The sequence below is a fragment of the Rhodococcus sp. NPDC060176 genome (assembly GCF_042728675.1).
Lineage (GTDB): Bacteria > Actinomycetota > Actinomycetes > Mycobacteriales > Mycobacteriaceae > Rhodococcus_F.
Map to the genome: position 1 here is coordinate 941,390 of NZ_JBHWYS010000002.1, position 21,209 is coordinate 962,598.

The 21,209-nt window shown below is 62.0% G+C and carries 21 protein-coding genes and 1 other RNA gene; 9 read left to right on the plus strand and 13 right to left on the minus strand.

Annotated features, from left to right (window positions below; genetic code table 11):
* Positions 1 to 3: 3 nt before the first annotated feature.
* From ACFWEM_RS12775 to ACFWEM_RS12785, 3 genes are all read left to right on the plus strand, one after another.
* Entirely contained in the window at positions 4 to 834 is an 831-nt protein-coding gene (locus ACFWEM_RS12775; protein ID WP_378533939.1) for a GNAT family N-acetyltransferase, read from the plus strand.
* Between the two features lie 106 nt (positions 835 to 940).
* Positions 941 to 2,242 carry a DUF222 domain-containing protein gene (locus tag ACFWEM_RS12780; RefSeq protein WP_378533941.1) on the plus strand — a complete coding sequence of 434 codons (1,302 nt, stop codon included), beginning with the start codon at positions 941 to 943 and terminating at the stop codon, positions 2,240 to 2,242.
* A gap of 101 nt (positions 2,243 to 2,343) precedes the next feature.
* Positions 2,344 to 3,324, plus strand: coding sequence for an alkaline phosphatase family protein (locus ACFWEM_RS12785; RefSeq protein WP_378533943.1), 981 nt, complete (start codon positions 2,344 to 2,346; stop codon positions 3,322 to 3,324).
* Positions 3,325 to 3,905: 581 nt separating this feature from the next.
* Here the strand turns inward: ACFWEM_RS12785 and ACFWEM_RS12790 are convergent.
* Positions 3,906 to 4,364 carry a hypothetical protein gene (locus ACFWEM_RS12790; RefSeq protein ID WP_378533946.1) on the minus strand — a complete coding sequence of 153 codons (459 nt, stop codon included), beginning with the start codon at positions 4,362 to 4,364 and terminating at the stop codon, positions 3,906 to 3,908.
* 564 nt (positions 4,365 to 4,928) lie between these two features.
* Between ACFWEM_RS12790 and ACFWEM_RS12795 the strand changes: the two genes are divergently transcribed.
* Positions 4,929 to 5,672: a DUF2510 domain-containing protein gene (locus ACFWEM_RS12795; RefSeq protein ID WP_378533948.1), complete on the plus strand. Its 744-nt coding sequence runs from the start codon at positions 4,929 to 4,931 to the stop codon at positions 5,670 to 5,672.
* A gap of 301 nt (positions 5,673 to 5,973) precedes the next feature.
* Positions 5,974 to 6,903 carry a tyrosine recombinase XerC gene (gene xerC, locus ACFWEM_RS12800; RefSeq protein ID WP_378533950.1) on the plus strand — a complete coding sequence of 310 codons (930 nt, stop codon included), beginning with the start codon at positions 5,974 to 5,976 and terminating at the stop codon, positions 6,901 to 6,903.
* A gap of 99 nt (positions 6,904 to 7,002) precedes the next feature.
* Here xerC and ssrA read toward each other — a convergent pair.
* The 3 genes from ssrA to ACFWEM_RS12815 form a co-directional block, all read right to left on the minus strand.
* Positions 7,003 to 7,373, minus strand: a transfer-messenger RNA (tmRNA) gene (gene ssrA, locus ACFWEM_RS12805).
* Between the two features lie 66 nt (positions 7,374 to 7,439).
* A complete protein-coding gene (locus ACFWEM_RS12810; RefSeq protein ID WP_378533952.1) occupies positions 7,440 to 8,978 on the minus strand; it encodes an SDR family oxidoreductase in 1,539 nt (512 codons plus the stop codon).
* 20 nt (positions 8,979 to 8,998) lie between these two features.
* A complete protein-coding gene (locus ACFWEM_RS12815) occupies positions 8,999 to 9,958 on the minus strand; it encodes an NAD(P)/FAD-dependent oxidoreductase (protein WP_378533954.1) in 960 nt (319 codons plus the stop codon).
* A 65-nt stretch (positions 9,959 to 10,023) separates the two neighbouring features.
* On the opposite strand from ACFWEM_RS12815, the gene ACFWEM_RS12820 reads away from it, so the two are divergent.
* Positions 10,024 to 10,608 carry a helix-turn-helix domain-containing protein gene (locus ACFWEM_RS12820; protein ID WP_283303635.1) on the plus strand — a complete coding sequence of 195 codons (585 nt, stop codon included), beginning with the start codon at positions 10,024 to 10,026 and terminating at the stop codon, positions 10,606 to 10,608.
* 51 nt (positions 10,609 to 10,659) lie between these two features.
* Here ACFWEM_RS12820 and ACFWEM_RS12825 read toward each other — a convergent pair whose 3' ends face one another.
* From ACFWEM_RS12825 to prfB, 7 genes are all read right to left on the minus strand, one after another.
* A complete protein-coding gene (locus tag ACFWEM_RS12825; RefSeq protein WP_317553422.1) occupies positions 10,660 to 11,517 on the minus strand; it encodes a DMT family transporter in 858 nt (285 codons plus the stop codon).
* A gap of 8 nt (positions 11,518 to 11,525) precedes the next feature.
* Complete coding sequence (gene smpB, locus ACFWEM_RS12830) at positions 11,526 to 11,999, minus strand: SsrA-binding protein SmpB (protein WP_003942330.1); 474 nt, start codon at positions 11,997 to 11,999, stop codon at positions 11,526 to 11,528.
* An 87-nt stretch (positions 12,000 to 12,086) separates the two neighbouring features.
* The gene (ftsX, locus tag ACFWEM_RS12835; RefSeq protein ID WP_378449174.1) at positions 12,087 to 12,992 is read right to left on the minus strand and encodes a permease-like cell division protein FtsX; all 906 of its coding nucleotides are present in this window, start codon (positions 12,990 to 12,992) and stop codon (positions 12,087 to 12,089) included.
* 81 nt (positions 12,993 to 13,073) lie between these two features.
* On the minus strand, positions 13,074 to 13,754 hold the full coding sequence (gene ftsE / locus ACFWEM_RS12840) for a cell division ATP-binding protein FtsE (RefSeq protein WP_020969258.1): 681 nt from the start codon (positions 13,752 to 13,754) through the stop codon (positions 13,074 to 13,076).
* A gap of 71 nt (positions 13,755 to 13,825) precedes the next feature.
* Positions 13,826 to 14,311 carry a hypothetical protein gene (locus ACFWEM_RS12845; protein ID WP_378533956.1) on the minus strand — a complete coding sequence of 162 codons (486 nt, stop codon included), beginning with the start codon at positions 14,309 to 14,311 and terminating at the stop codon, positions 13,826 to 13,828.
* Entirely contained in the window at positions 14,308 to 15,192 is an 885-nt protein-coding gene (locus tag ACFWEM_RS12850) for a mechanosensitive ion channel family protein (RefSeq protein WP_003942304.1), read from the minus strand. Before ACFWEM_RS12850 ends, ACFWEM_RS12845 begins: the two co-directional genes overlap by 4 nt.
* Before the next feature lie 22 nt (positions 15,193 to 15,214).
* A complete protein-coding gene (gene prfB / locus ACFWEM_RS12855; protein WP_058038579.1) occupies positions 15,215 to 16,321 on the minus strand; it encodes a peptide chain release factor 2 in 1,107 nt (368 codons plus the stop codon).
* Positions 16,322 to 16,454: 133 nt separating this feature from the next.
* On the opposite strand from prfB, the gene ACFWEM_RS12860 reads away from it, so the two are divergent.
* From ACFWEM_RS12860 to ACFWEM_RS12870, 3 genes are all read left to right on the plus strand, one after another.
* Positions 16,455 to 16,949 carry a beta-class carbonic anhydrase gene (locus ACFWEM_RS12860; RefSeq protein WP_378533958.1) on the plus strand — a complete coding sequence of 165 codons (495 nt, stop codon included), beginning with the start codon at positions 16,455 to 16,457 and terminating at the stop codon, positions 16,947 to 16,949.
* 19 nt (positions 16,950 to 16,968) lie between these two features.
* Positions 16,969 to 17,751, plus strand: coding sequence for a histidinol-phosphatase (gene hisN, locus ACFWEM_RS12865; RefSeq protein WP_378533960.1), 783 nt, complete (start codon positions 16,969 to 16,971; stop codon positions 17,749 to 17,751).
* Positions 17,752 to 17,885: 134 nt separating this feature from the next.
* Positions 17,886 to 19,424 (plus strand): multicopper oxidase family protein, encoded by a 1,539-nt coding sequence (locus ACFWEM_RS12870; RefSeq protein WP_378533962.1) that lies wholly within the window; start codon positions 17,886 to 17,888, stop codon positions 19,422 to 19,424.
* Here the strand turns inward: ACFWEM_RS12870 and ACFWEM_RS12875 are convergent.
* Together ACFWEM_RS12875 and ACFWEM_RS12880 are read right to left on the minus strand one after the other, a co-directional pair.
* Positions 19,418 to 20,056, minus strand: coding sequence for a response regulator (locus ACFWEM_RS12875; protein ID WP_378533964.1), 639 nt, complete (start codon positions 20,054 to 20,056; stop codon positions 19,418 to 19,420). The genes ACFWEM_RS12870 and ACFWEM_RS12875 overlap by 7 nt on opposite strands.
* A complete protein-coding gene (locus tag ACFWEM_RS12880) occupies positions 20,053 to 21,207 on the minus strand; it encodes a sensor histidine kinase (RefSeq protein WP_378533966.1) in 1,155 nt (384 codons plus the stop codon). Before ACFWEM_RS12880 ends, ACFWEM_RS12875 begins: the two co-directional genes overlap by 4 nt.
* Positions 21,208 to 21,209: the final 2 nt, after the last annotated feature.

Sequence of the window (21,209 nt, forward strand, 5' to 3'; positions counted from 1 at the left end):
TTTGTGAATCGTGAAGCACCCGTCGGTGACGTCCTCGACGCCATGGACGCCAACTTGGTCTCCCATGCCTGCCACCTGCATGAACACTTACCGACGGCGTCGGTCACTCTCGCTGCAGATGTTGCCGTCGCAGACAGCGGCCTCGCCGACGACACTTTCAACATCATCGCCGGCGCTCGCTTAGCCGTACCTGATGAAGGCCCCGACGAAGACCCCGACGAAGACCGACGACTGCTCGACATTCTCTCGTCGATTCGAGCAACGGGACGTCCGTTCTCCTGGTGGACGGGTCCGCGCGACAAGCCCTCAGACCTCGGCGCTCGCTTGTCAGCCCTCGGCTGCGTGCGCTCCGAGGAAGAACGAGCGATGACGGCAGACCTAGATGTCGTCCCGCGCCCAACGCCTGTCGGAGAATTCTCCGTTCAGCGAGTGACGACTCGTTCACAGCTCGCCGACTATGCCGCCGTGATGGCCGCTAATTGGTCGCCGCCCTCGGCGGCAACAATTGGCTTCTTCGAAGAAACTGCCCATGCCGTCCTCGATGAGCGTTCGCGCAGTTCGTTTGTCGTCGGGTACGCGAACTCCCAGCCCGTCGCCGGAGCCGAGGTCCATTTTGCTGCCGGCGTCGCAGGACTGTACGGCGTCGTCACACTCGACGCGGCCCGCCGACGCGGATTCGGCTCGGCGGTCACCCTGGCCGCGCTCGACATCGCCCGCGAGCGGGGCGCCCGAATCGCCGTACTTCAGGCGTCCAGCGACGGCGCCCAGCTCTATCGAAACCTCGGCTTCAAGGATGTCGGCACCTACGCCGAGTACTCGATCGGCTGCGGTTAGACGTCCCCGCGGGGACGCTTTCAGTCCGCATCCATGGATGTCGGCACCCACATCTAGTATCGAACGTACATTCGAAACGATGTCGGACTCGCGCCGGGGGGCAACGATGAACGCAGCACTGATCAACAACGCAGCACTGACCGATACCGCAGCACTGACCGATGAAGAGACGCGGTGCTCCGCCCGAGTGGACGTGGAGGAACTCGGCTCCGAAATCTGCGCTCTCGCCGGCCAGATCGCCGCGGCCACTGCCCGATTCCTCACCCTCCTGTCGAAATTCGACGAAGACCGCGGCTGGACCGGCCCTGGACTGCACTCGTGCGCCCACTGGCTGTCGTGGAAATGTGGAATGAGCCTGCATACCGGCAGGGAATACGTTCGCGTCGCCAAGGCACTCCGACCATTACCTGAGATGCGGAAGGCCTTCGAGCAAGGCCGGCTGTCCTACTCGAAGGTTCGCGCACTCACTCGGGTCACCACGCCGTCCAACGAAAAGCAGATGGTTCGGTTCGGCTGTGAAGCACCCGCAGCCCAGATCGATCGCCTCGCCGCCGGTCTACGTAAAGCAACCGACAACGAATCCGGCAAAGGCAAAGCACCCGAACACCTTCAGGTCCGGTGGCATTGGGACCCGGATACGGGCGAATTTGTCATCAAAGGACGCCTGCCCGCGCAGGACGGCGCCCGAATCCTCGCAGCGCTGGCGGTGGCGGAACGTGAACGCACCCGAACCGCGTCCATCCACCCCGTCGACGAGTCAGCCACGAAGACCCCAGTCGGAAACATCGGGCCAGTCCTGGTCGCCATGGCCGAGCTCGCCACCACCGTGGTCGCAGACCGCACGTCCAAGGCCGCCACCAACGAAGTTGTGTTCTTCCACGAAGCGAACAGCGTCCGAGTACCGAGTGGACCCGCGCTCCCCCGAAATGCCGCCGAGGAAGTGCTCTGCAACGCGAAACTTCGCCTGGGAACGACAAAGGAGAGATGCGTTCTGAGTCTAGGCCGACGGACCCGTGTCGTCAGCGCCAAACAAATGTTGGCATTGAATTACCGCGACGGATGTTGCCGCACACCAGGTTGCGGGCGGACTCGTTTCCTGCACGCGCACCACGTCAAATTCTGGGGACGCGGCGGCACCACGGATCTGGACAACTTGATCACGCTTTGCGGAACCTGCCACCGTGCACTGCACGACGGCCAGTTCACCATCACTGCACTCGGCGAGCAGAAGTTCGAGTTCGTTTACGCCAATGGTCACGTCATCGACCCAGCACCGCCGACCGAAGGATTCGCCGATGGCCTACTGCGCGGAGACATACCCGACGATGCGATCGCCGCGACATGGGACGGCGAACCCCTCCACCTCGAACACGCGGTCAGCGTCATCCTCGACGGCTGGGCCGCCTGAGGAAACATTGGTCTAGTCCAATCTGAATCTGCCGTGAACAACTGGACAACCCTCACATCCAGGTAGTGCAATTGGTCTAGTCCTATCGCAAGATGCTTAGCGTGACCAAGAAAATCGCACGCACCTCAGCCGCCATCACACTCCTCCTCGCCGGCGCGGTAGCAGCCGGAACTGCAACCGCTGCAGCAATTCCCGGATCATCCGACCTCAATCCGTCGGCTGCCGAGAAGACAGTTGTCATCGGCCTCGACGGCACCATGCTCAGCCACATCAAGACCGCCGACGCTCCCCGTCTCCAGAAGCTGATCGCCGAAGGAACCAGCGGAGAATCTTCCATCCTCGGCCACACCACTATCTCCGGACCGTCGTGGTCGACGATCCTGACCGGGGTCTGGGACACTAAGCACGGCGTCAAGGACAACACGTACGCGGGCGCCCGCTTCGACCTCTACCCGAGCGTCTTCACCCGATTGGAAACAGCAAAGCCCTCCCTCCTCACCGAATCGATCTCCACCTGGGGCGGCATCGACAACATCGCTTCTAGTGGGACACCGAAAGCTGACGTTGTCGTGACCACAGCCGATGCAGGTTCCGAAGCGGCCACCGACGCTGCAACGGCAGACGCCGTCGCCCGGGACATCACCGACAAGGGACCTGACCTGATCTTCACCCAACTCGATCAGGTGGACGGCGCAGGGCACAGCGGCGGCACCAACGGCGCTGCGTACGACGAGTCGATTGCCTCGGTCGACGCCCAGGTGGGCAAGATTGTCGATGCTGTCGATCAGCGCGCAGCGAAGACCGGCGAGAAGTGGACTGTACTGGTCACTGCGGATCACGGGCACAAGCCCACCGGCGGGCATGGCGGTCAGACACCGGCGGAAGCAACGACATTCGCCATAGCGCGCGGTGCGGGATACGCGGCCGGTAAGACCACCCACGCGTACACGATCGCCGACATCACTCCGACAATCCTCCAGAGTCTGGGCGTTGCATTGCCTGCCGACCTGGACGGCAAGCCGCTAGCCGAGGAAGCTCCCGGCTTCGTCGGCTCGGTCGACCTGGGATTCTTCGGCTCCTGATCGCAAGAAAGCCCCTGCGCGGCCGCAAAGCGCCGCAACATGACAGCAGCAAGACAACAAAAAGGTCGGGCCGGAGAGCGTGTGCTCTCCGGCCCGACCTGTTGTGGAGCTGCCGGGAATTAAACCCGGAACCTACAGTGGTGAGTAGCTGTGACTTCTTAACTACAATCCTCGCACGATCGATCGATTACTTGCGGTTGTGCCGGCGGTTGGTTTGCGGGTCAACTCCGGCGCGTTCGGGCGTTCGGATCTCCCCACCTTTCTACGGGCACTAAGAACCCTTGCAAAGCTGCGGGGGCTCTATAGTGAGGAATCTCAGTTTACAACATTACAATCTTCTCGTGGCACCCAATTATTTTCATCCCGAGCCTGGGCAGCCCGCCCGGATGTAGGAATCCCCACGTCGGTCTTCGAGTTCGTGCTCGAAGAACTTCCAAGGACGAGTTCTGTCATTAGTCCACTCGGATCCGTCACGGCGCACTTCCCCCGCGCTTATCGCAGTGCAGGCAGGTTTGGTTCTTCATATCGGCGACAATATTAGACCTGGATACCAATAGAAAGGAGATCACCAATGCCGGACACTAGGAACTTGAAGAATTAGATGGCTGCGGATACTTCGCTGCCAGCCGTTGCTCCTCCTTATTCAGTTGCCTTCCTCGCGCTGCAATATTAAATACAGCAACGAAAATGCACACAATTGCAACGCCAGCCAGCACATCCTCTATGCCATCGGGTTGTTTGGCCACACTGATAACTGCTAAGGCGGCCATCGCTCCTGCTCCCAAGGACAGGCTGAAGAGTGACATGAATCGGTGATACGCCAAGTTGTGTTTGGACACCAACTCTCGGACTGCTCTGTCTATTTCATCCTTCATCATCAGGTGCGCCGGAAGGTCCTCTGGGAGCAATGCCAACAGTTCGACATCTCGCCGAATGTTGTCTCGGTCGTCACGCCGATTCTGTCGCGCACCAATCAACCCCACAACTATCGACGAGGCTGCAGCTACAACACCCACGACAATTGCAACGGTGCCATTCACGTCTGACACTCAGAACTCATTTCGCCGTAGTTTCACCGAGTCGGTGCATGCCGAGCCAATTTACATTGAGTCCTTTGCGGGCCGATCAACGACTACCCGGAATGGATGGGCTTGATCAAGCGACGGTGATTGTGCCTGCCAGAGTGGGACCGGCGCCGCCGGCCGCGAGTCTCAAGGTGACGCCTCAGATTTGTCAATTATTCTGTTTTTATAGATGCCTTACCTCACAATCCACTACCATGACGCGCCCTCGCAAACCTAAAAACGGAGTTCGTGAACCTCGAAAAGAATCGAATGCATCGAACGCTGGCCCCGGAGCGGACTCCAGCTCGACCGGCGCCTTCAACCATCGCGCCACCGACTCCGAACCGCTCAGCGTCTAATGCCAGTGGCACAATCCTGCGCTAGCACTCATCGAGCATGAACAGCGGATCACCGGTCACGCCGCCTAAGCCTTCTGGGTCACACTGCCTGTGTTCAAATCATGTATCGAACGACTACCGCCGCGAAGAACACGCATACATCCAACGACGCATCGCATCCACCAACTGAAAGGCCCACACAATGAGCACTCCCCCGGCCGGCTGGCATCCCGACCCCGAAGACAATAAGCAGCTCCGCTACTGGGACGGTCAACAATGGACCAGCGCGACACAACCCATGCCCGCCGCGCAGACCCCGACACTGGAAACGCCCGAGCAGAAGAAAGATCGAAAGCGTCAGCTCGTCGCCATTGGCATCATCATCGCTGCGGTAGCGAGCATCGCTATCTTCAAGAGCATCGACTTCAGCAGCGACGACACTGAAACCGCAGCAGCCGAAACAACGACCACGCAGGCAGCTCGCACAACCACAACAGCCCGTACGACAACAGCTGGTGCTGCGGCCACCCCGCTAACGACATCCGCAGTACCCAGTTCGACCACCCTGCCCGTCGCCGCGCAAACCTCGAAGCCACTGCCGGCCACATGCAAGACTCCAGCGCAATCGGTAATTGACCAGATCGATGCGTCCTTTATCGAAGCCGACAGACACCTTGAAGATGTGTTCATGGTCTACGGCCGCAAAGATGTCGCCTACATCGGCGCGAACATCGTGGACTCCGCAGGCACCCGAGTGTCGAGCGCTGACATATGGGTGCAAAGCGACGGCATGCTCTTCTCGCTATCGAGTGACGCACGCAGACGTACTGCCCTACCTGATGGACGAAAGCTGCTCGACATCAGCGCAGGCGACGAGTTCGGATCTGCTGTATCCGACTGCATCATGGTCAGCGTCATCAACCGAAACGTCTCTGGCGGAAACTGATGCCTCGGCCCCGACTATCTGTGGGTGAGCACGGGAAGATCAGCCGCCGAGACTCCCAGACGGGCGGTGGGTCGCCACATGCTGGGTACGTGACGAAGACGGCAAACGCCGCCAAGCCACCAAACAAACACCCCTCGGCATCCGCGACAAACACGGCGCCGTCGCCGAACGCACCCTGCTCGAATCACTCAAAACCCGACACGTCCAAGCCGCCGGCCAAATCACCTGAACCAGCTCAGTCCACTACCTGTGGACCGAATTCGAAACACAACTCATCACCCAAGGCAAAGCCGAGAACACGTTGAAGGACTACCGGCGACAGTCCAAGCACATCCTTCAACGCCTAGGCGACTTACAGATCTGGGAAGTCACCACCCAAGCGCTCGACTCGTTCGTTCAGGACGTGGCCGTCAATCGTGGTGTGCCGACAACCAGGAAGAACCGCACCATCCTGCTCGGCATGTTCAAGATCGCTGTCCGCTACAACGCAATCCCGGTCAACCCGATCCGCGAGCTCACCTCGATCGCAGGGAAACGAAAGAAGCGGGCACGGTCATTGGACCCCGAATCGTTGGCTGCGCTACTTCGGGACCTTCGTACCTCAGATGTGCCGTGCCCGGTCATCTTGGCGCCGTACCAGCTCGCTCGCGGGCAGAAAACTTCTTCCACTGACATCCCGACTGTTGCGAAGTTTTGTGCGTCGAACGACATGGCCGACATCATCACAATGTTCGCTGCTACCAGCTGCCGCATCGGTGAACTACTCGCGATCCGCTGGCAAGACATCAACCTCGACACCAAGACAGTCGCAGTGACAGGCCAGATCGTCCGGATCCGCGGCGAAGGACTGGTGCGACAGGACCGGACGAAGTCGGAGGCCGGCGATGACCGAGACCTTCCGCTGCCAGCGTTCGCTATAACCATGCTTCGCGGACGCCGTCAGGATTCGGTGTACGTATTCGAGTCCTTGGCGGGAACAATTCTGGATCCGGAGACGGTCGGTCGTCGGTGGCGTCAGATCCGGGCCGCCGTGGACTTGGAATGGGTCACCTCACACACCTTCCGCAAGAACCTCGCGACGATCCTCGACGAGGAAGGCTTAACTGCCCGGCAGGCTGCGGACCAGCTCGGGCACGCTCAGGTCAGCATGACGCAGGACGTGTACTTCGGTCGAGGGAAGGTGCATACTGCTGCTGCGGACGCGCTGGATACTGCGGTTTCCGGGAAGTAGCCGGGGCGCGAAAGTGGAACGTAAGTGGACAGTGACCTATTTCGGACACAAAAAATGAGGCAGGCCCTACACCCTGTCTCGAGTGTCTGACCTGCCTCTTTGTGGAGCTGCCGGGAATTGAACCCGGGTCCTACGTTGAATCGCTAGGGCTTCTCCGTGTGCAGTTCGCTAAGTCTCTACTTGGATCTCCCAGTCTCGCGAACAAGCCAGGATGACGATCCCAGTCACTGTTTGATGTCCCATTCGACTCCGTGACCGAGCCGAACAGTAAAGCCCTCTAGCTGATGCCAGGAACCGGGTCGAGGGCAACCCCGGGCTGACAGACACGCTTCGCTACTTAGGCAGCGAGAGCGTAGTCGCGCTGATTGGAATCGGCGCTTATAGGTTTGCAGCGACGCTTACGGTGGTCTCTTGCCTGCACCGACACGCTTCCCCTAACTCAACACACGCAGTCGAAACCGTTCAGCCCCGTGTGTGCCCCGCGTCTTTCGTGGGGCTATTCACTATAACGCGCCGAAGTTCGGAAGTCATACCAATTAATCGGCGGCACTTTCCGTGTCTCTCGCCCCAGCCGTTTCCTGCACTGCAGCCATCTCACGCTCGGCGGCACCGGTGATGTTGGTGATCATGCCCTGGAAGACAACTCCGTGGAAGGGCAGGATCGAGTACCAGTAAGCCCGGCCGGCGAGCCCGCGCGGAAAGAAGACCGCACGTTGATCGAGGTGCGAACCCACCGGTCGGCCGTCCGCGCCCGTCGGACCTTCCGATACTCGCAACTCCAACCATGCCCCGCCGGGAACCTTCATCTCGGCGCGCAAACGGAGCAACTTGCCTCGATCGATCTCTTCGACGCGCCAGAAGTCCAGGGCTTCACCGGTGTTGAGTCGCCGGGGATCGCGTCGACCTCGGCGTAGGCCGACACCGCCAACTGCTCGATCCATCCACCCCCGGATCGCCCACGCCAAAGGGAAGGAATACCAACCATTCTCACCGCCGATCGACTCGACGACCGACCAGAGGGTTTTCGGATCGGCAGCACAGTCGCGTTCGCGATGATCGACGTAGACCGCTTCACCAGCCCAATCCGGGTCGGATGGAAGAGGATCGGAGGGTGCTCCCGCGATCGTTGCACCGGACCACGCCGTCTCCACCTCACCGGTCTCGATCTTGTGAAGTGCCAAACGCACCGCTTCCCGATACGACGTGAGGCCACAGGCGGGAGGCGGGATGAAGTCGTCGATGTCGTGATCGTGCATCACCGCGTCGTTCTGCAGTGACTCGATCAACGGCATCGCCAAGCCCCGTGGGATCGGGGTGACCAATCCCACCCAGTGACCTGCCAGCCTCGGCGTGAGAACAGGCAGGACGAGGATGCGGCGACGTACCAGTCCTGCAACGTCGGCGTAGGTGTTCATCATCTCGCCGTACTGCATGACATCCGGCCCACCGATGTCGAAGGCGCGGTTGACCTCCGGCGTTGTTGCCGCGGCTGCGGTCAGATAGTGGAGTACGTCACGCACCGCGATCGGCTGGATGTTGTTGTGCACCCACTTGGGGGTGGTCATCACCGGAAGTCGATTGGTCAAGTGACGCACCATTTCGAAGGACGCCGAACCCGATCCGATCACCACTCCAGCTTGGAACACAACCGTCGGAACCTCGGAGTCGAGCAGGATCCGACCGACTTCGAGCCGAGACTGCAAGTGAGTCGACAACTCTCGGTCGGACGGATGAAGCCCACCGAGGTAGACGATCCGGCGCACCCCCGCATCGCGTGCGGCGGCGGCGACGTTCTGCGCGCTCCGCTTGTCGATGTCAGAGAAAGACCCTCCCCCGCCCATGGCGTGAACGAGGTAGTAGACCACGTCGATGTTGTCGAAAACACCTGTGAGTGAATCACTGTCGGTCAAATCCCCGCGCTTGATCTCCACCGAATCATGCCAGGGCACATCGCGAAGCTTCTCGGGACTTCGCACCACCACCCGCACGTGGTGTCCCTCTTCGACCAGGCGAGGGGCAAGACGTCCGCCGATGTATCCGGTCGCACCCGTGATCAACACTCTCACTGCGTCCATCACCCCACGCTACGCAGAATTCAGCTCCGAAGCGCGAGTGCAACCTCGAGGTCGTCGTTCGTCAGCATCATGTTGATCCCCGCCCCGGCCTTCGCCCCGGCGGCTGCGGCCATGATGACCTGGGCACCCGGGTCGACGACGTTGCCGGCAGCGAACACGCCGGGCACACTTGTGGCCCCCATCATGTCGACAGTGGCGAAATCGCCCATCATCGTCTCTGCGCGCTGCGCGCCGAATGTACGCAAGATCGCATCGTTGGGATCCATCGTGAGGGCTCCGCCGACAAAAACTGCCGAACGCGCGACCACAGTGCCGTCCACCAATCGCACGCCCACCAAGCGATCGTCCTCTACGGCAGGACCGGCGACCTCACCCTCCACGATCGAAATATCTCGGGCTGCAAGCTTTTCCCGATCTTCGGCACTCAGTTCGGTGATTCGATGGAGGAAGAGAACCACGTCGTCGGACCACTGGCGCACCATGAGTGCCTGGTGCATCGCAAACTCCGCGCTCTTGGCGATCACGCCGAGCGGCTGATCACGCACGCTGTACCCGTGGCAGTACGGGCAGTGCAACACGTCGCGGCCCCATCGCTCACCGAAGACTTCGAGTTCTGCCGGTAGACGGTCCGTCAGGCCCGTTGCGACAAGGACTTTGCGTACCTGAATCTTGCTGCCGTCAGCGAGTTCGACGGAGAAATCGGCCGAAGGATCCTCACTGTCCCGTGTCACGGAGACGACCGTGCCGTCGTGGAACTCGCCGCCGAATTTGCGGACCTCACCTCTGCCGATGGTCAACAGTTCGGCAGGGTTCATGCCGTCACGGGAGAGGAATCCGTTCATGTGGTCGGCGGCCGCGTTTCGTGGCGATCCGTTGTCGAAGACGATCACGGACCTGCGTGCCTGACCGAGAATGAGTGCGGCGTTGAGGCCTGCCGCACCGGCTCCGATTACTGCTACGTCGAATGAGTTCTGCGTCATGAATCCAGAATGACAAGAGAACGCAATCTTGACAAACACTGTTGCCACTTTGGCAAAATGAATGCATGACCGAGACATCGTTCGAAGCCGTACTGGCCGGCATCGGCCCTCGCCTACGTGCGCTGCGCCAACAGTCCGACATGACCCTGGCCGATTTGTCGGAGGCCACCGACATCAGTGTGAGCACACTGTCGAGACTCGAATCAGGTACTCGCCGAGCCAACTTGGAGCTTCTGCTGCCGATCGCCAAGGCACACGGCGTCCCGTTGGACGACCTCGTGAACAGCAAGATCAAAGATCCGCGTGTGCGAGAAGAACCTCGGACGGTCGGATGTATGACGGTCATTCCGCTGACGAGCCAGCCCGGCAATCTGCAGGCCTACAAGATGATCATCTCCCCCACCGACGACGATCGCGAGCCCGGATCTCACGAGGGTTACGAGTGGGTCTACGTTCTGTCCGGGCGCATCAGACTCCAACTCGGCGACCGTGATTTCATCATGGGTGCCGGCGAGGCAGCCGAATTCGATACACACATCCCGCACCGCATCAGTGCTGCCGACGGTCGACCGGCCGAGGCGATCAGCCTCTTCGGAAAACAAGGCGAGCGGGTTCACCTACGCGCTGCACCGGCCGACAGACGCGGCTGAAACACTGAGACTGAAAACGCTGAGACGGAAAACGCTGGGGCTGAAAAGAATCTAGGCGCCCGCGACGGCAATCATGCCGACTGCCGCCAGCGCCAACAGCATTCCCGCTTGTTGCACGCGGCTGACCCGCTCGCCCAGCATCACCATCGCGAGCAGAACCGTCGCAGCCGGGTACAGCGAACCGATCACGCTGACGAGCGAGAGCATTCCGCCTTGGAAGGCGTAGATCATCGTCCCGTTGGCGACGACGTCGAGGACGCTGACGTACACCGCGAGCTTGAGTGGCTCACCTCGCGGGAGAACGAAGTGACCGGCCGCCAACGCGACCAACCACACCACGACGGTCGCGGCGCCGCGAGATACGGCCAACGCCCACAGCCCACTACCCTCACCGATCTGGTGAAGTGCGATGAACGAGAGTGCAAATGCGCCACCGCTTCCGACGGTCAGCAGCGCCACCTGTCTGGTGAAACGGAGAGTGATTCCGCCGGCAACTTCACCCGCGGTGTCGTCGGGCGACTCGCGACTGACCAGAACGACGGCGACCAACGCGACGGCGATACCCAGGTACGCGATCAGTCCCGGCCGCTCACCGAAAGCGAATCCGACGAGCACCGGAATACCCGCCACCAGAACGGCGGTGAGCGGCGAGACCACCGACATGGGGCCGGTCGCCAACGCGAGATAGAACCACCACACCGCCAGACCACTCGTGATGCCGGCGATCGCACCCCAGATCAACCCGTTCAGCGTCAGCGTCCCGGAGACGAAAGGTGCTGCGATCAACACGATGACGAGCGAAAGAGGATACGAGACGATCACCACGCGCAGTGCGGCAACCCGTCGTGACGCAACTCCACCGACGAAGTCGCTGACTCCGTAGGCAACTGCAGCCACGAGGGCAAGCAGGATGGAGGTCAGCGCATGCCCTTGATACGACGACCGAGCTCGCGGGTCACCTCGCGCTCGGCGGTGCGCTTGGCCATGTCCTGGCGCTTGTCGTAGTCCTGCTTACCCTTTGCCAGCGCGAGTTCGACCTTGACCTTGCCGTCGTTGAAGTACATCGACAGCGGGACCAGCGTCTGGTTTCCCTCGCGCGTCTTGCCGACGAGGTGCTCGATCTCACGCTTGTGCAGCAGGAGCTTTCGGGTACGACGTGGCGAATGGTTGTTCCACGTGCCTTGCGTGTACTCCGGAATGTGCAACGATCGCAGCCATACTTCGCCGTTGTCCACGGTTGCGAAGGCGTCGACGAGCGATGCCTTGCCTTCACGCAAACTCTTGACCTCGGTCCCGACGAGAGCGATGCCGGCCTCGTAGGTGTCGATGATCGTGTAGTTGTGGCGTGCTTTGCGATTGGTCGCAATGACCTTGCGGCCCTTTTCCTTCACTGTCCGGGCCTCTCAGTCCGCTGTCTTGCTGTCGAATACTGTCTTACCGTCAAATACAGTTCCAGCATAGAAGCTCGTGCAAACCGATTATTCGCGGACGTACAGACGCAGCGTCACGTACGCCGTCACCGCGGCCATTCCGACACCGGCGAGCACGAGGATCGGCGAAACGAACAGCACGTCGCTGTTGGAAATGCGCGCCACGATGTTGGCTTCGTAGACGTCGGCCAGGACCCCGTCGATGAAGACGTTCTTCGCGGTGAACAGTCCGGCGATGGCGAGCACCGCGCCGATCAGGGCCGCGACGACGGCTTCGAGGAGGAACGGAAGCTGGGTGTACCAACGCGTCGCGCCGACCAACCTCATGATGTTGACCTCGGTACGACGCGTGAACGCCGCGATCTGGACCATGTTGGCGATCAGCAGGATCGCTGCGATCGCCTGGACGATCGCGATCGCGAATGCCGCGTTGCGCACTCCACCCAGCACGCTGAAGAGTCGGTCAACCAACTCGCGCTGATTGAGCACACTCTCGACGCCGGGCCTCGAACCGAAGGTGTCGTTGATGACGCCGAACCGCTCCGGGTCACTGAGCTTGACCTTGAACGACGCCGGGAAGCTGTCCGGGCTCACCAGCGCTGCCAATTCGGGCTGGTCCTTGAACACGCGCTCGGTGGCGTCCTTCACCGCGTCTTCACGGTTGAGGTACTGAACCGCGACGACGGACGGAGTCTGCTCGAGTTCCTTGCGCAGCGAACTGCAGATCTCCTGCTCGCAACCGGGATCGGCCGAAGAGATGTCGTCGGTCAGGAAGATCTGCACCTCGACGCGTTCGAGGAAGATCTGCTGGGTCTTGCCTGCCATCTGCACGACCAGCAGACCACCGCCGAAGAGACCGAGGGAGATCGCCGTCGTCAAGATCATGGCGATGGTCATCGTGATGTTGCGGCGTAGGCCGGTCAGTACTTCGCTGAAAATAAAGCTGGCGCGCATCGGGGAATCCGATTCCTTTTCGAGAGGCCGGTTGTTTCACGACAACCGGTGGGCGTACGGGACGTGTGGTCGTAGTCGGCGCTACCTGCCGACGCCGTACACACCCCGCGCTTCGTCTCTGGTCACCTTGCCGAGATCGAGTTCGATGACGCGTCGACGCATGGAGTCGACGATGTGGTGATCGTGGGTCGCCATGACGACGGTGGTGCCCGTGCGGTTGATCCGCTCGAGCAGCAGCATGATGTCCTGGCTCGTTTCGGGGTCCAGGTTGCCGGTGGGCTCGTCGGCGAGCAGGACGAGTGGGCGGTTCACGAATGCACGAGCGATGGCGACGCGCTGCTGCTCACCGCCGGAGAGCTCGGTGGGCAGTCGGTCGGCTTTACCGGCCAGACCGACCATGTCGAGCACCTCGGGAACAGTGCGTGCGATGACGTTGCGGGGCTTGCCGATGACTTCCAACGCGAAGGCGACATTCTCGGAGACCGTCTTCTGCTGAAGCAAGCGGAAGTCCTGAAACACACAGCCCATGCTCTGACGAAGCTTCGGCACACGGCGGGCCGCCAACTTGTTGACGTGGAAATCCGCGACCTCGATATCGCCGGACGTGGGCGACTCCATCTTGAGCAGCAACCGCATGAACGTCGACTTGCCAGAGCCGGAGGGGCCGATGAGGAAGACGAACTCCCCCTTCTCCACCTCCACGCTGACTTTGTCGAGCGCCGGCCTGGTGGAGGCCTTGTAGGACTTCGACACATTCTTCATGCTGATCACAACTAGCCAGTCTAGCCGTTATCTAACGGTGACCTTGGCGCCACGCGCGAGCACCCTCGTCCTTATCCGGTACCGGTGGTCGCAGGTGACTGCGGCACCGACGTCGGTGCCTGCATCGCCGCGCCGGGTTGCGGGACGGTCGTCGTCGCAGGAGTGGTCGGCACGGTGGTCGCGGACTGTTCGGCGTTGCCCGGCGCAGGCGCGGGACCCGAAGTCGGCGTCGGAGAACCGGAACTGTCCGTACTCGTTTCCGAGGACGGGGTCTCGGAGGTGGTCGTCGGCTCGGTCGACGACGGTACCGGGGTCGTCGTCGACGGCTTCACCGAGGGAGCGACGTACGGTTCGGTCTGCGACGTGTCCACGCTGGGCGGTGGTGTCGCTGCGGTCGGGTCCTCCGGATTGAGGTACGTATGCAGCAGATACGTCAGTATCCACGCCACGATGAGGATGAAAGTCGAAGTTCGCATCCGGCCGCCGAAGATCCGTGACGGTAGCCAGTCCAGATGGATCAGTCGGTCGAGTCCGCGGCGCGGTTCCTGATCGGTCATTCGCTCGCCTCCTCGGTCCGTACGGTGTGCAGATCCGGTGACACCGTGATCCCCTGACGTCGCAGCGCTGCCGCGACGCGGACGCGAAGTGCGCGTCCGACCTGGAATTGTTTGCCAGGAAGCGTGCGCGCAACCATCCGTACGTTGACCTGATCGACCTCGAGACTTTCGACGCCCATGACGGTGGGCTCGTCGAGCAGCAGTTTCTTGAGTCCGCGGTCGGCCATCGCGTCGACTCCGACCTGACGAAGTACCTCGTTGACCCGGGTGAGGTCGGCAGTCGCCGGTACCGGAACGTCGATGACGGCGCGGGCCCAGTCCTTGGACAGGTTGGTCGCTTTCACGATCTGGCCGTTGGGGACGGTGATGACCTCGCCGTCGGAGTTACGCATCCGCGTCACTCGCAGGGTCACGTCCTCGATGACACCTTCGGCGTCGTCGGAGGATCCGGTGATCGCAAGCCGGACGGTGTCACCGAAGCCGTACTGGCGTTCGGTGATGATGAAGAAACCGGCAAGGATGTCCTGCACGACGCGCTGCGCGCCGAAACCGAGCGCCGCACCGAGAACGGTCGCCGGCGCGACGAGACTTCCGATCGGCAGGTTCAGTTGGTCGAGGACCTTCAGCGTCGCGATCACGTAGATGAACGTGATGACCACCCAGGTGATGACCTGCGCGACCGAGTGACGATGCTTGGTCGCCTCGGAACGAACCAGCGCATCGCCCAACTGATAGTTGGAGTCGATCTGGTCGGTGACCTTGTTGCCTCCCCAACTGACCAAACGGGCGAGAATCATCGCGCCGAGCACGGTCATGAGGACTGACAAACCGGTGGTTTGAAGCCAATCGAGCAGGTTCTGCCCAGGTCTGAGTAAAGTCATCGTGCCTTTCGGTATCCGAACGCTATGCGGACTGGTTCTCGCTCATGCGCCAACGGATGCCGGCCTCGAGGAACCCGTCGATGTCACCGTCGAGCACTGCCGACGGGTTGTTGACCTCGTACTCGGTACGCAGGTCCTTGACCATCTGGTACGGATGAAGGACGTAAGAACGCATCTGGTTGCCCCACGAGCTGCCGCTGTCGCCCTTGAGCGCATCCATCTCGGCACGCTCTTCCTGACGCTTGACCGCGAGCAGCTTGGCCTGCAGAACGCGCATCGCCGACACCTTGTTCTGGAGCTGCGACTTCTCGTTCTGACAGGTGACGACGATTCCGGTCGGGATGTGTGTGAGTCGAACTGCGGAGTCCGTGGTGTTCACGGACTGACCACCGGGACCGGACGAGCGGTAGACGTCGACTCGGATGTCGTTCTCGTTGATCTCGATGTGGTCGGTGGTCTCGACGACCGGCAGGACCTCGACCTCGGCGAACGACGTCTGGCGGCGGCCCTGGTTGTCGAAGGGACTGATCCGGACGAGCCGGTGAGTGCCCATCTCGACGGACAGCGTTCCGTAGGTGTACGGGCCCTTGATCGCGAACGTCGCGCTCTTGAGTCCGGCTTCCTCGGCGTACGACGTGTCGTAGACCTCGACGCCGTAGTCGTGCTTCTCAGCCCAGCGGATGTACATGCGCATGAGCATCTCGGCCCAGTCCGCGGCGTCGATTCCGCCGGCACCGGAGCGGATGTTGATCAGTGCGTCGCGCTCGTCGTACTCGCCCGAGAGCATGGTCTTGACTTCCATCGCCGCGATGTCTTCGCGCAGGCTGGCTCGCTCGGCGTCGGCATCGGCCAGCGCGTCTGGTCCTTCGTCTTCGGCCAATTCGTAGAGGATCGGCATCTCGTCGAGCCGCTCGCGCAGTGCCACGATGCGCCGCAGTTCGGCCTGCGCGTGGGAGAGCTGGCTGGTGACCTGCTGGGCGTGTTCCTGGTCGTTCCACAGACCCGGGTCGGCTGCCTGGTGCTCGAGCTCGTCGATGCGTCGGCGCAGCTCCTCGACGTCCACAACCGATTCGCAGGTGCGAAGGGTGGTGTCGAGGGCGTTCAGGTCTGCAATTACGTCGGGATGCACGGTTCTCAAGGCTACCGGGTGCCGACCTCGGCTCTGCCGTGCGTCACCTTCTCAGGTCCGCCGCGCGTCACGTATTGAGATCACCGGGACTCGAAGCCTTGCCAACGTCGGCCTGAGGGAACCTACTGGAACGATGACTGTCACCGACGAATACCTCCAGAACAACGCCGTCTACGCCGAGCAGTTCACCGGACCGCTCCCCCTCCCACCCAGCAGACACGTTGCCGTTCTCGCCTGCATGGACGCCCGCATCGACGTCTATCGGGTCCTGGGAATCAAGGAAGGTGAATCGCACGTCATCCGCAATGCGGGTGGAGTCGTCACCGACGACGAGATCCGATCCCTGGCCATCAGCCAGCGGCTGCTGGGAACCACCGAGATCATCCTCATCCACCACACCGACTGCGGAATGCTGACGTTCACCGACGACGACTTCAAGCGTTCGATCCAAGACGAGATCGGCATCAAACCCAACTGGGCTGCCGAATCGTTCTCCGATATCGACGAGGACGTCCGTCAGTCGTTGAAGCGTATCGAGAACAGTCCGTTCATCACCGCGACGACGTCCCTCCGCGGATTCGTCTTCGACGTCGCGACCGGAAAGCTGAACGAAGTCCTCCCCGTTTGAGCCGGTAGGTTGTGTACCCGTGACCGATCGCGCATCCGACCTCGCACTCGCCCTCCGTATCGCCGACGAGGCTGACGCGATCACTCGCGCCCGCTTCGGCGCACTCGATCTTCGAGTGGACGACAAGCCGGACCTCACCCCCGTCTCCGACGCCGACCTCGCTGTCGAGCGGGCCGTGCGCGCGACGCTCGGTGCGCATCGGCCTGCAGACTCCGTGCTCGGCGAAGAATTCGGCGGCGACGCAGTCTTCGAGGGCAGGCAGTGGGTGGTCGATCCCATCGACGGGACCAAGAACTTCGTCCGCAACGTACCGGTGTGGGCCACTCTGATCAGCTTGCTCGAGGACGGCGTCCCGGTCATCGGCGTCGTGAGCGCACCGGCACTGAATCGGCGATGGTGGGCTGCAACAGGATTGGGCGCACATACGTCTTTCGGAGACGGCGATGCGCGGGCAATCCAGGTATCCGCCGTCGATCGCAGCGAATCGGCGAGCCTGAGCTTCTCGAGCCTGTCCGGCTGGAAGGACCGCGGAATTCGCGACCAGTTCGTCGAACTCACCGACCATGTGTGGCGCGTGCGCGGTTACGGCGACTTCTTCTCCTACTGCCTCGTCGCCGAAGGTGCCGTCGACATCGCTGCCGAACCCGAGGTTTCCCTGTGGGATCTGGCAGCGCTCGATGTTCTGGTCCGTGAGGCCGGCGGTGCGTTCACTGATCTGGACGGCGGCGCGGGTCCTCACGGCGGCAGTGCGGTCGCCACCAACGGCCTGCTGCACGAAGACGTTCTGACCCGCCTGCGGTAACCCCCGTACCAGAACATCCCACCCGCCGCAAGGGTCCGAGGGAGGAGTCCCGACAGGCCCGTCGGCAGGATTCGGCAGCGCGCCGCGACCCGTTGACTGGAAGTAGTTGATCACGCACTACTTCCAGGAGAACGATGAACCGGATTTCCAGGCGCACGATTCTGTTCGGTCTTGCCGCCGTGCCCCTCGGGCTCGCGGTGGGCTGCGGGGCCAACTCGGCAGCACGAAGCGCCGCACAGGCGGTACCCGGAACCTCTCGCCCGCTACCGGTTCCGCCGCTGGCCGAATCGACTGTCGACGACGCCGGCGTTCGCCACTTCACACTCCGCGCCGGTGCCGCAGCCACCGAGATCGTCGCGGGAAAGATCACCGACACTTGGGGTTTCAACGGATCCATCCTTGGACCGACCATTCGAGCCGCACGCGGAGAATCTGTCGCATTCACGATCGACAACACACTGGCCGAGCCGACGACCGTCCACTGGCACGGCATGCATCTGCCGGCAAGGTTCGACGGTGGCCCGCACCAGACCATCGAAGCCGGCGGACGCTGGGAACCAGCGTGGACGATCGACCAAGCGGCTTCGACGCTCTGGTATCACCCACACCCGCACGGATCCACCGAGCGGCACGTGCAGCGCGGACTCGCCGGACTGTTCCTGATCGACGACGCCGATACCGACAGGCTGGACGTCCCCAAAACTTATGGGGTTGACGATGTTCCGTTGATAATCCAGGATCGTCGATTCCTTGGCGACGGCAGTTTCGACGAGTCCGACCCGACCGACATCGGCCTGCTCGGCGACACCATCGTCACCAACGGCATCTCCGACGCCTACCTCGACGTCACCACCGGGGTTGTCAGGCTGCGCATCCTGAACGGCTCTTCCGGCCGTCTTTACAACCTGGGGTTCCCCGACGACCGGACCTTCGATCTGATCGCCACCGACGGCGGACTGCTCGAATCACCGATTGCGATCAAGCGGATTCAGCTCAGCCCCGGGGAAAGAGCCGAGATCGTGGTTCGCGTCGACCCCGGCGCGACGACCACATTGGTGTCGTTCCCGATCGAGGACGGCGGTGGTGTGAACTCGTCGGACGCAGAGAACTTCGGCATGAACGACCGCTTCGACATCGTCGAACTTCGGGGCGCCGGCACTCGCGCGTCGCGGTCGAGTCTTCCGGCGCAGTTGGCCACCCTGGCGCGCCTCGACCCGTCGAAGGCTAGCGTTTCCCGAACCTTCGATCTGCAGTGGTACATGATCAACGGACAACGAATGGACATGAACCGCATCGACTTCGAGGCCGAGGTCGGCGCGACCGAGGTGTGGACGATCACCAACAAGGACAACTGGCCACACAATTTCCATGTCCACGACGTACAGTTCCAGATCCTCGACGTCGACGGCCGCACTCCTTCGCCTCACTTACGCGGACTCAAGGACACCGTCTACACACCACCGGGCAGTAGGATTCGCGTCGCGCTGCAGTGGTCCGAGTACACCGATCCCACCTTCCCGTACATGTTCCACTGCCACCTGCTGATGCACGAGGACCAAGGCATGATGGGCCAATTCCTCGTCCTCGAGCCGGGACAGAAGGCGGCTCCGATGCAGATGGACATGCCGATGGACATGCCGATGCCTTCGCCTGGTTCGCACTCCGGTCACTGAAAGTTCTGCAGGTGGTACACGGCGAGGCGAACCCGATTGTCACAGCCGGTCTTCGACATCAGGTTCGCCACGTGCGTCTTGACCGTGGTCACACCCAGATGGAGCGCGTCCGCGATCTCCTGATTGCTCTGCCCTTCCGCCACCAGTGCGAGGACCTGCGATTCGCGATCGGTCAGCGGAACCTTCTCCGTCACAGCAGTGTCGGCGTCTGCGCCGATCACCGCCCGATCCACGACGCGGCGGAGCAGTTCCGGGGAGAACACCATCTCTCCCTCGGCGATCCGTCGAATGGCGCTGAGCAACTCGGTCGGTTCGGTGTCTTTCACCAGAAACCCGGATGCCCCGGCGGCGAGCGCGGGATACAGGTGATCGTCGTCGTCGAAGGTTGTCAGCACGAGAATGCGTGCTCGCCGACCGGCCTTGACGATCTGCTGTGTGGCACCGATCCCGTCGAGCCCGGGCATCCGCAAATCCATCAGGACCACGTCGGGATCCAGTTCGGCAGCTAGCGCTACCGCCTCGACCCCGTTCGACGCCTCACCCGCTACGGTCATGTCCTCAGCTGCCGTGCACAACATCCGTAAACCCGCACGCACCAGTCGCTGGTCGTCGACGATGAGCACGCTGATCACGAGGCACCGCCTGTGGTGACGAGTGGAATACTCACGTGCACTTCCCATTTCCCGTCGCTGTTGATGCCGGCAGCCATCTCGCCGCCGACCAGTTCTGCACGCTCTCGCATTCCGACCAGTCCGTGTCCGGCACTCCTTGCCGATCCCTCGCAGCTGTTGATCACCCTTACGTCCACCCGACCGTCGAGACGACGAACCGAGACCGAGACCGACCCCTTCCGATCGCCATGCTTCATGACGTTGGTCAGTGATTCCTGAATCACCCGTAACAACGTCAGCCTGCCGATCGCATCGAGATCAGCTGCGCCTGACTCGACATTCCCCTGAACATCGAAGTCGGCCTGCACCTCGAAACCCGCTGCACGCACACGATCGACCGCCGCCGCGATTTCCGCGTCGACGGCATCCGGCTCGACCAGAGCAACCTCGCCGAGCGAGGGATCACGAAGGGCTATCAGAAGGCGACGAATATCGGTCAGCGCATCCGACGCCGTGGCACGCACATCCGCGAGGACCTCACGCACGGCCTCGTCCTGGGGCGCCAAGACATGCTGAGCCACACCGATTCTCAAAACGATCGACGCCATGTGGTGCGCAACGAGGTCGTGGAGTTCGCGGGCGAGCGCGCTCCGCTCCGCAGCGCGGGTCTGCGCAAGATTGTTCGCGGCCAATTCACGCTGCGAGCGCAGATACAGCCCGAGCAGCAGCGGCAACCCCACGTAAGCAAGCACTTTCACAGCAGTGGTGACCGACCAGAGTGCTTCGTGAGATTCGAACCAGATCCCCGCGAGCACCGAACCGCACCAGCCTGCTGCCGAAACGGCGACCCACTCTCTGCGATCGGCCCGTATCGTGACGTCGACAACCGCTACCGCGCCGAGGTACGGGACAAGTTCGGACAGCCCCCAGGCGTCGGCGACGAACATCGGAATGGCCAGCGCCGAGACGGCCAGGGACGCGAGGACCGGCCATCGACGGCCGGCGACGAAGACGAGCGCCGACAGCATCGCGAAGATCCAGTAGGTGAGCGGGACTCGATACTCCCCGGGATACGTGCTGGCGATCAACAGGCACGGAACAACCACCAACGGCACGTAGCGCACGTAGCGCACGTACCGCTGTATCCGATCTGGCACCTCTGTCCGGTTCACCC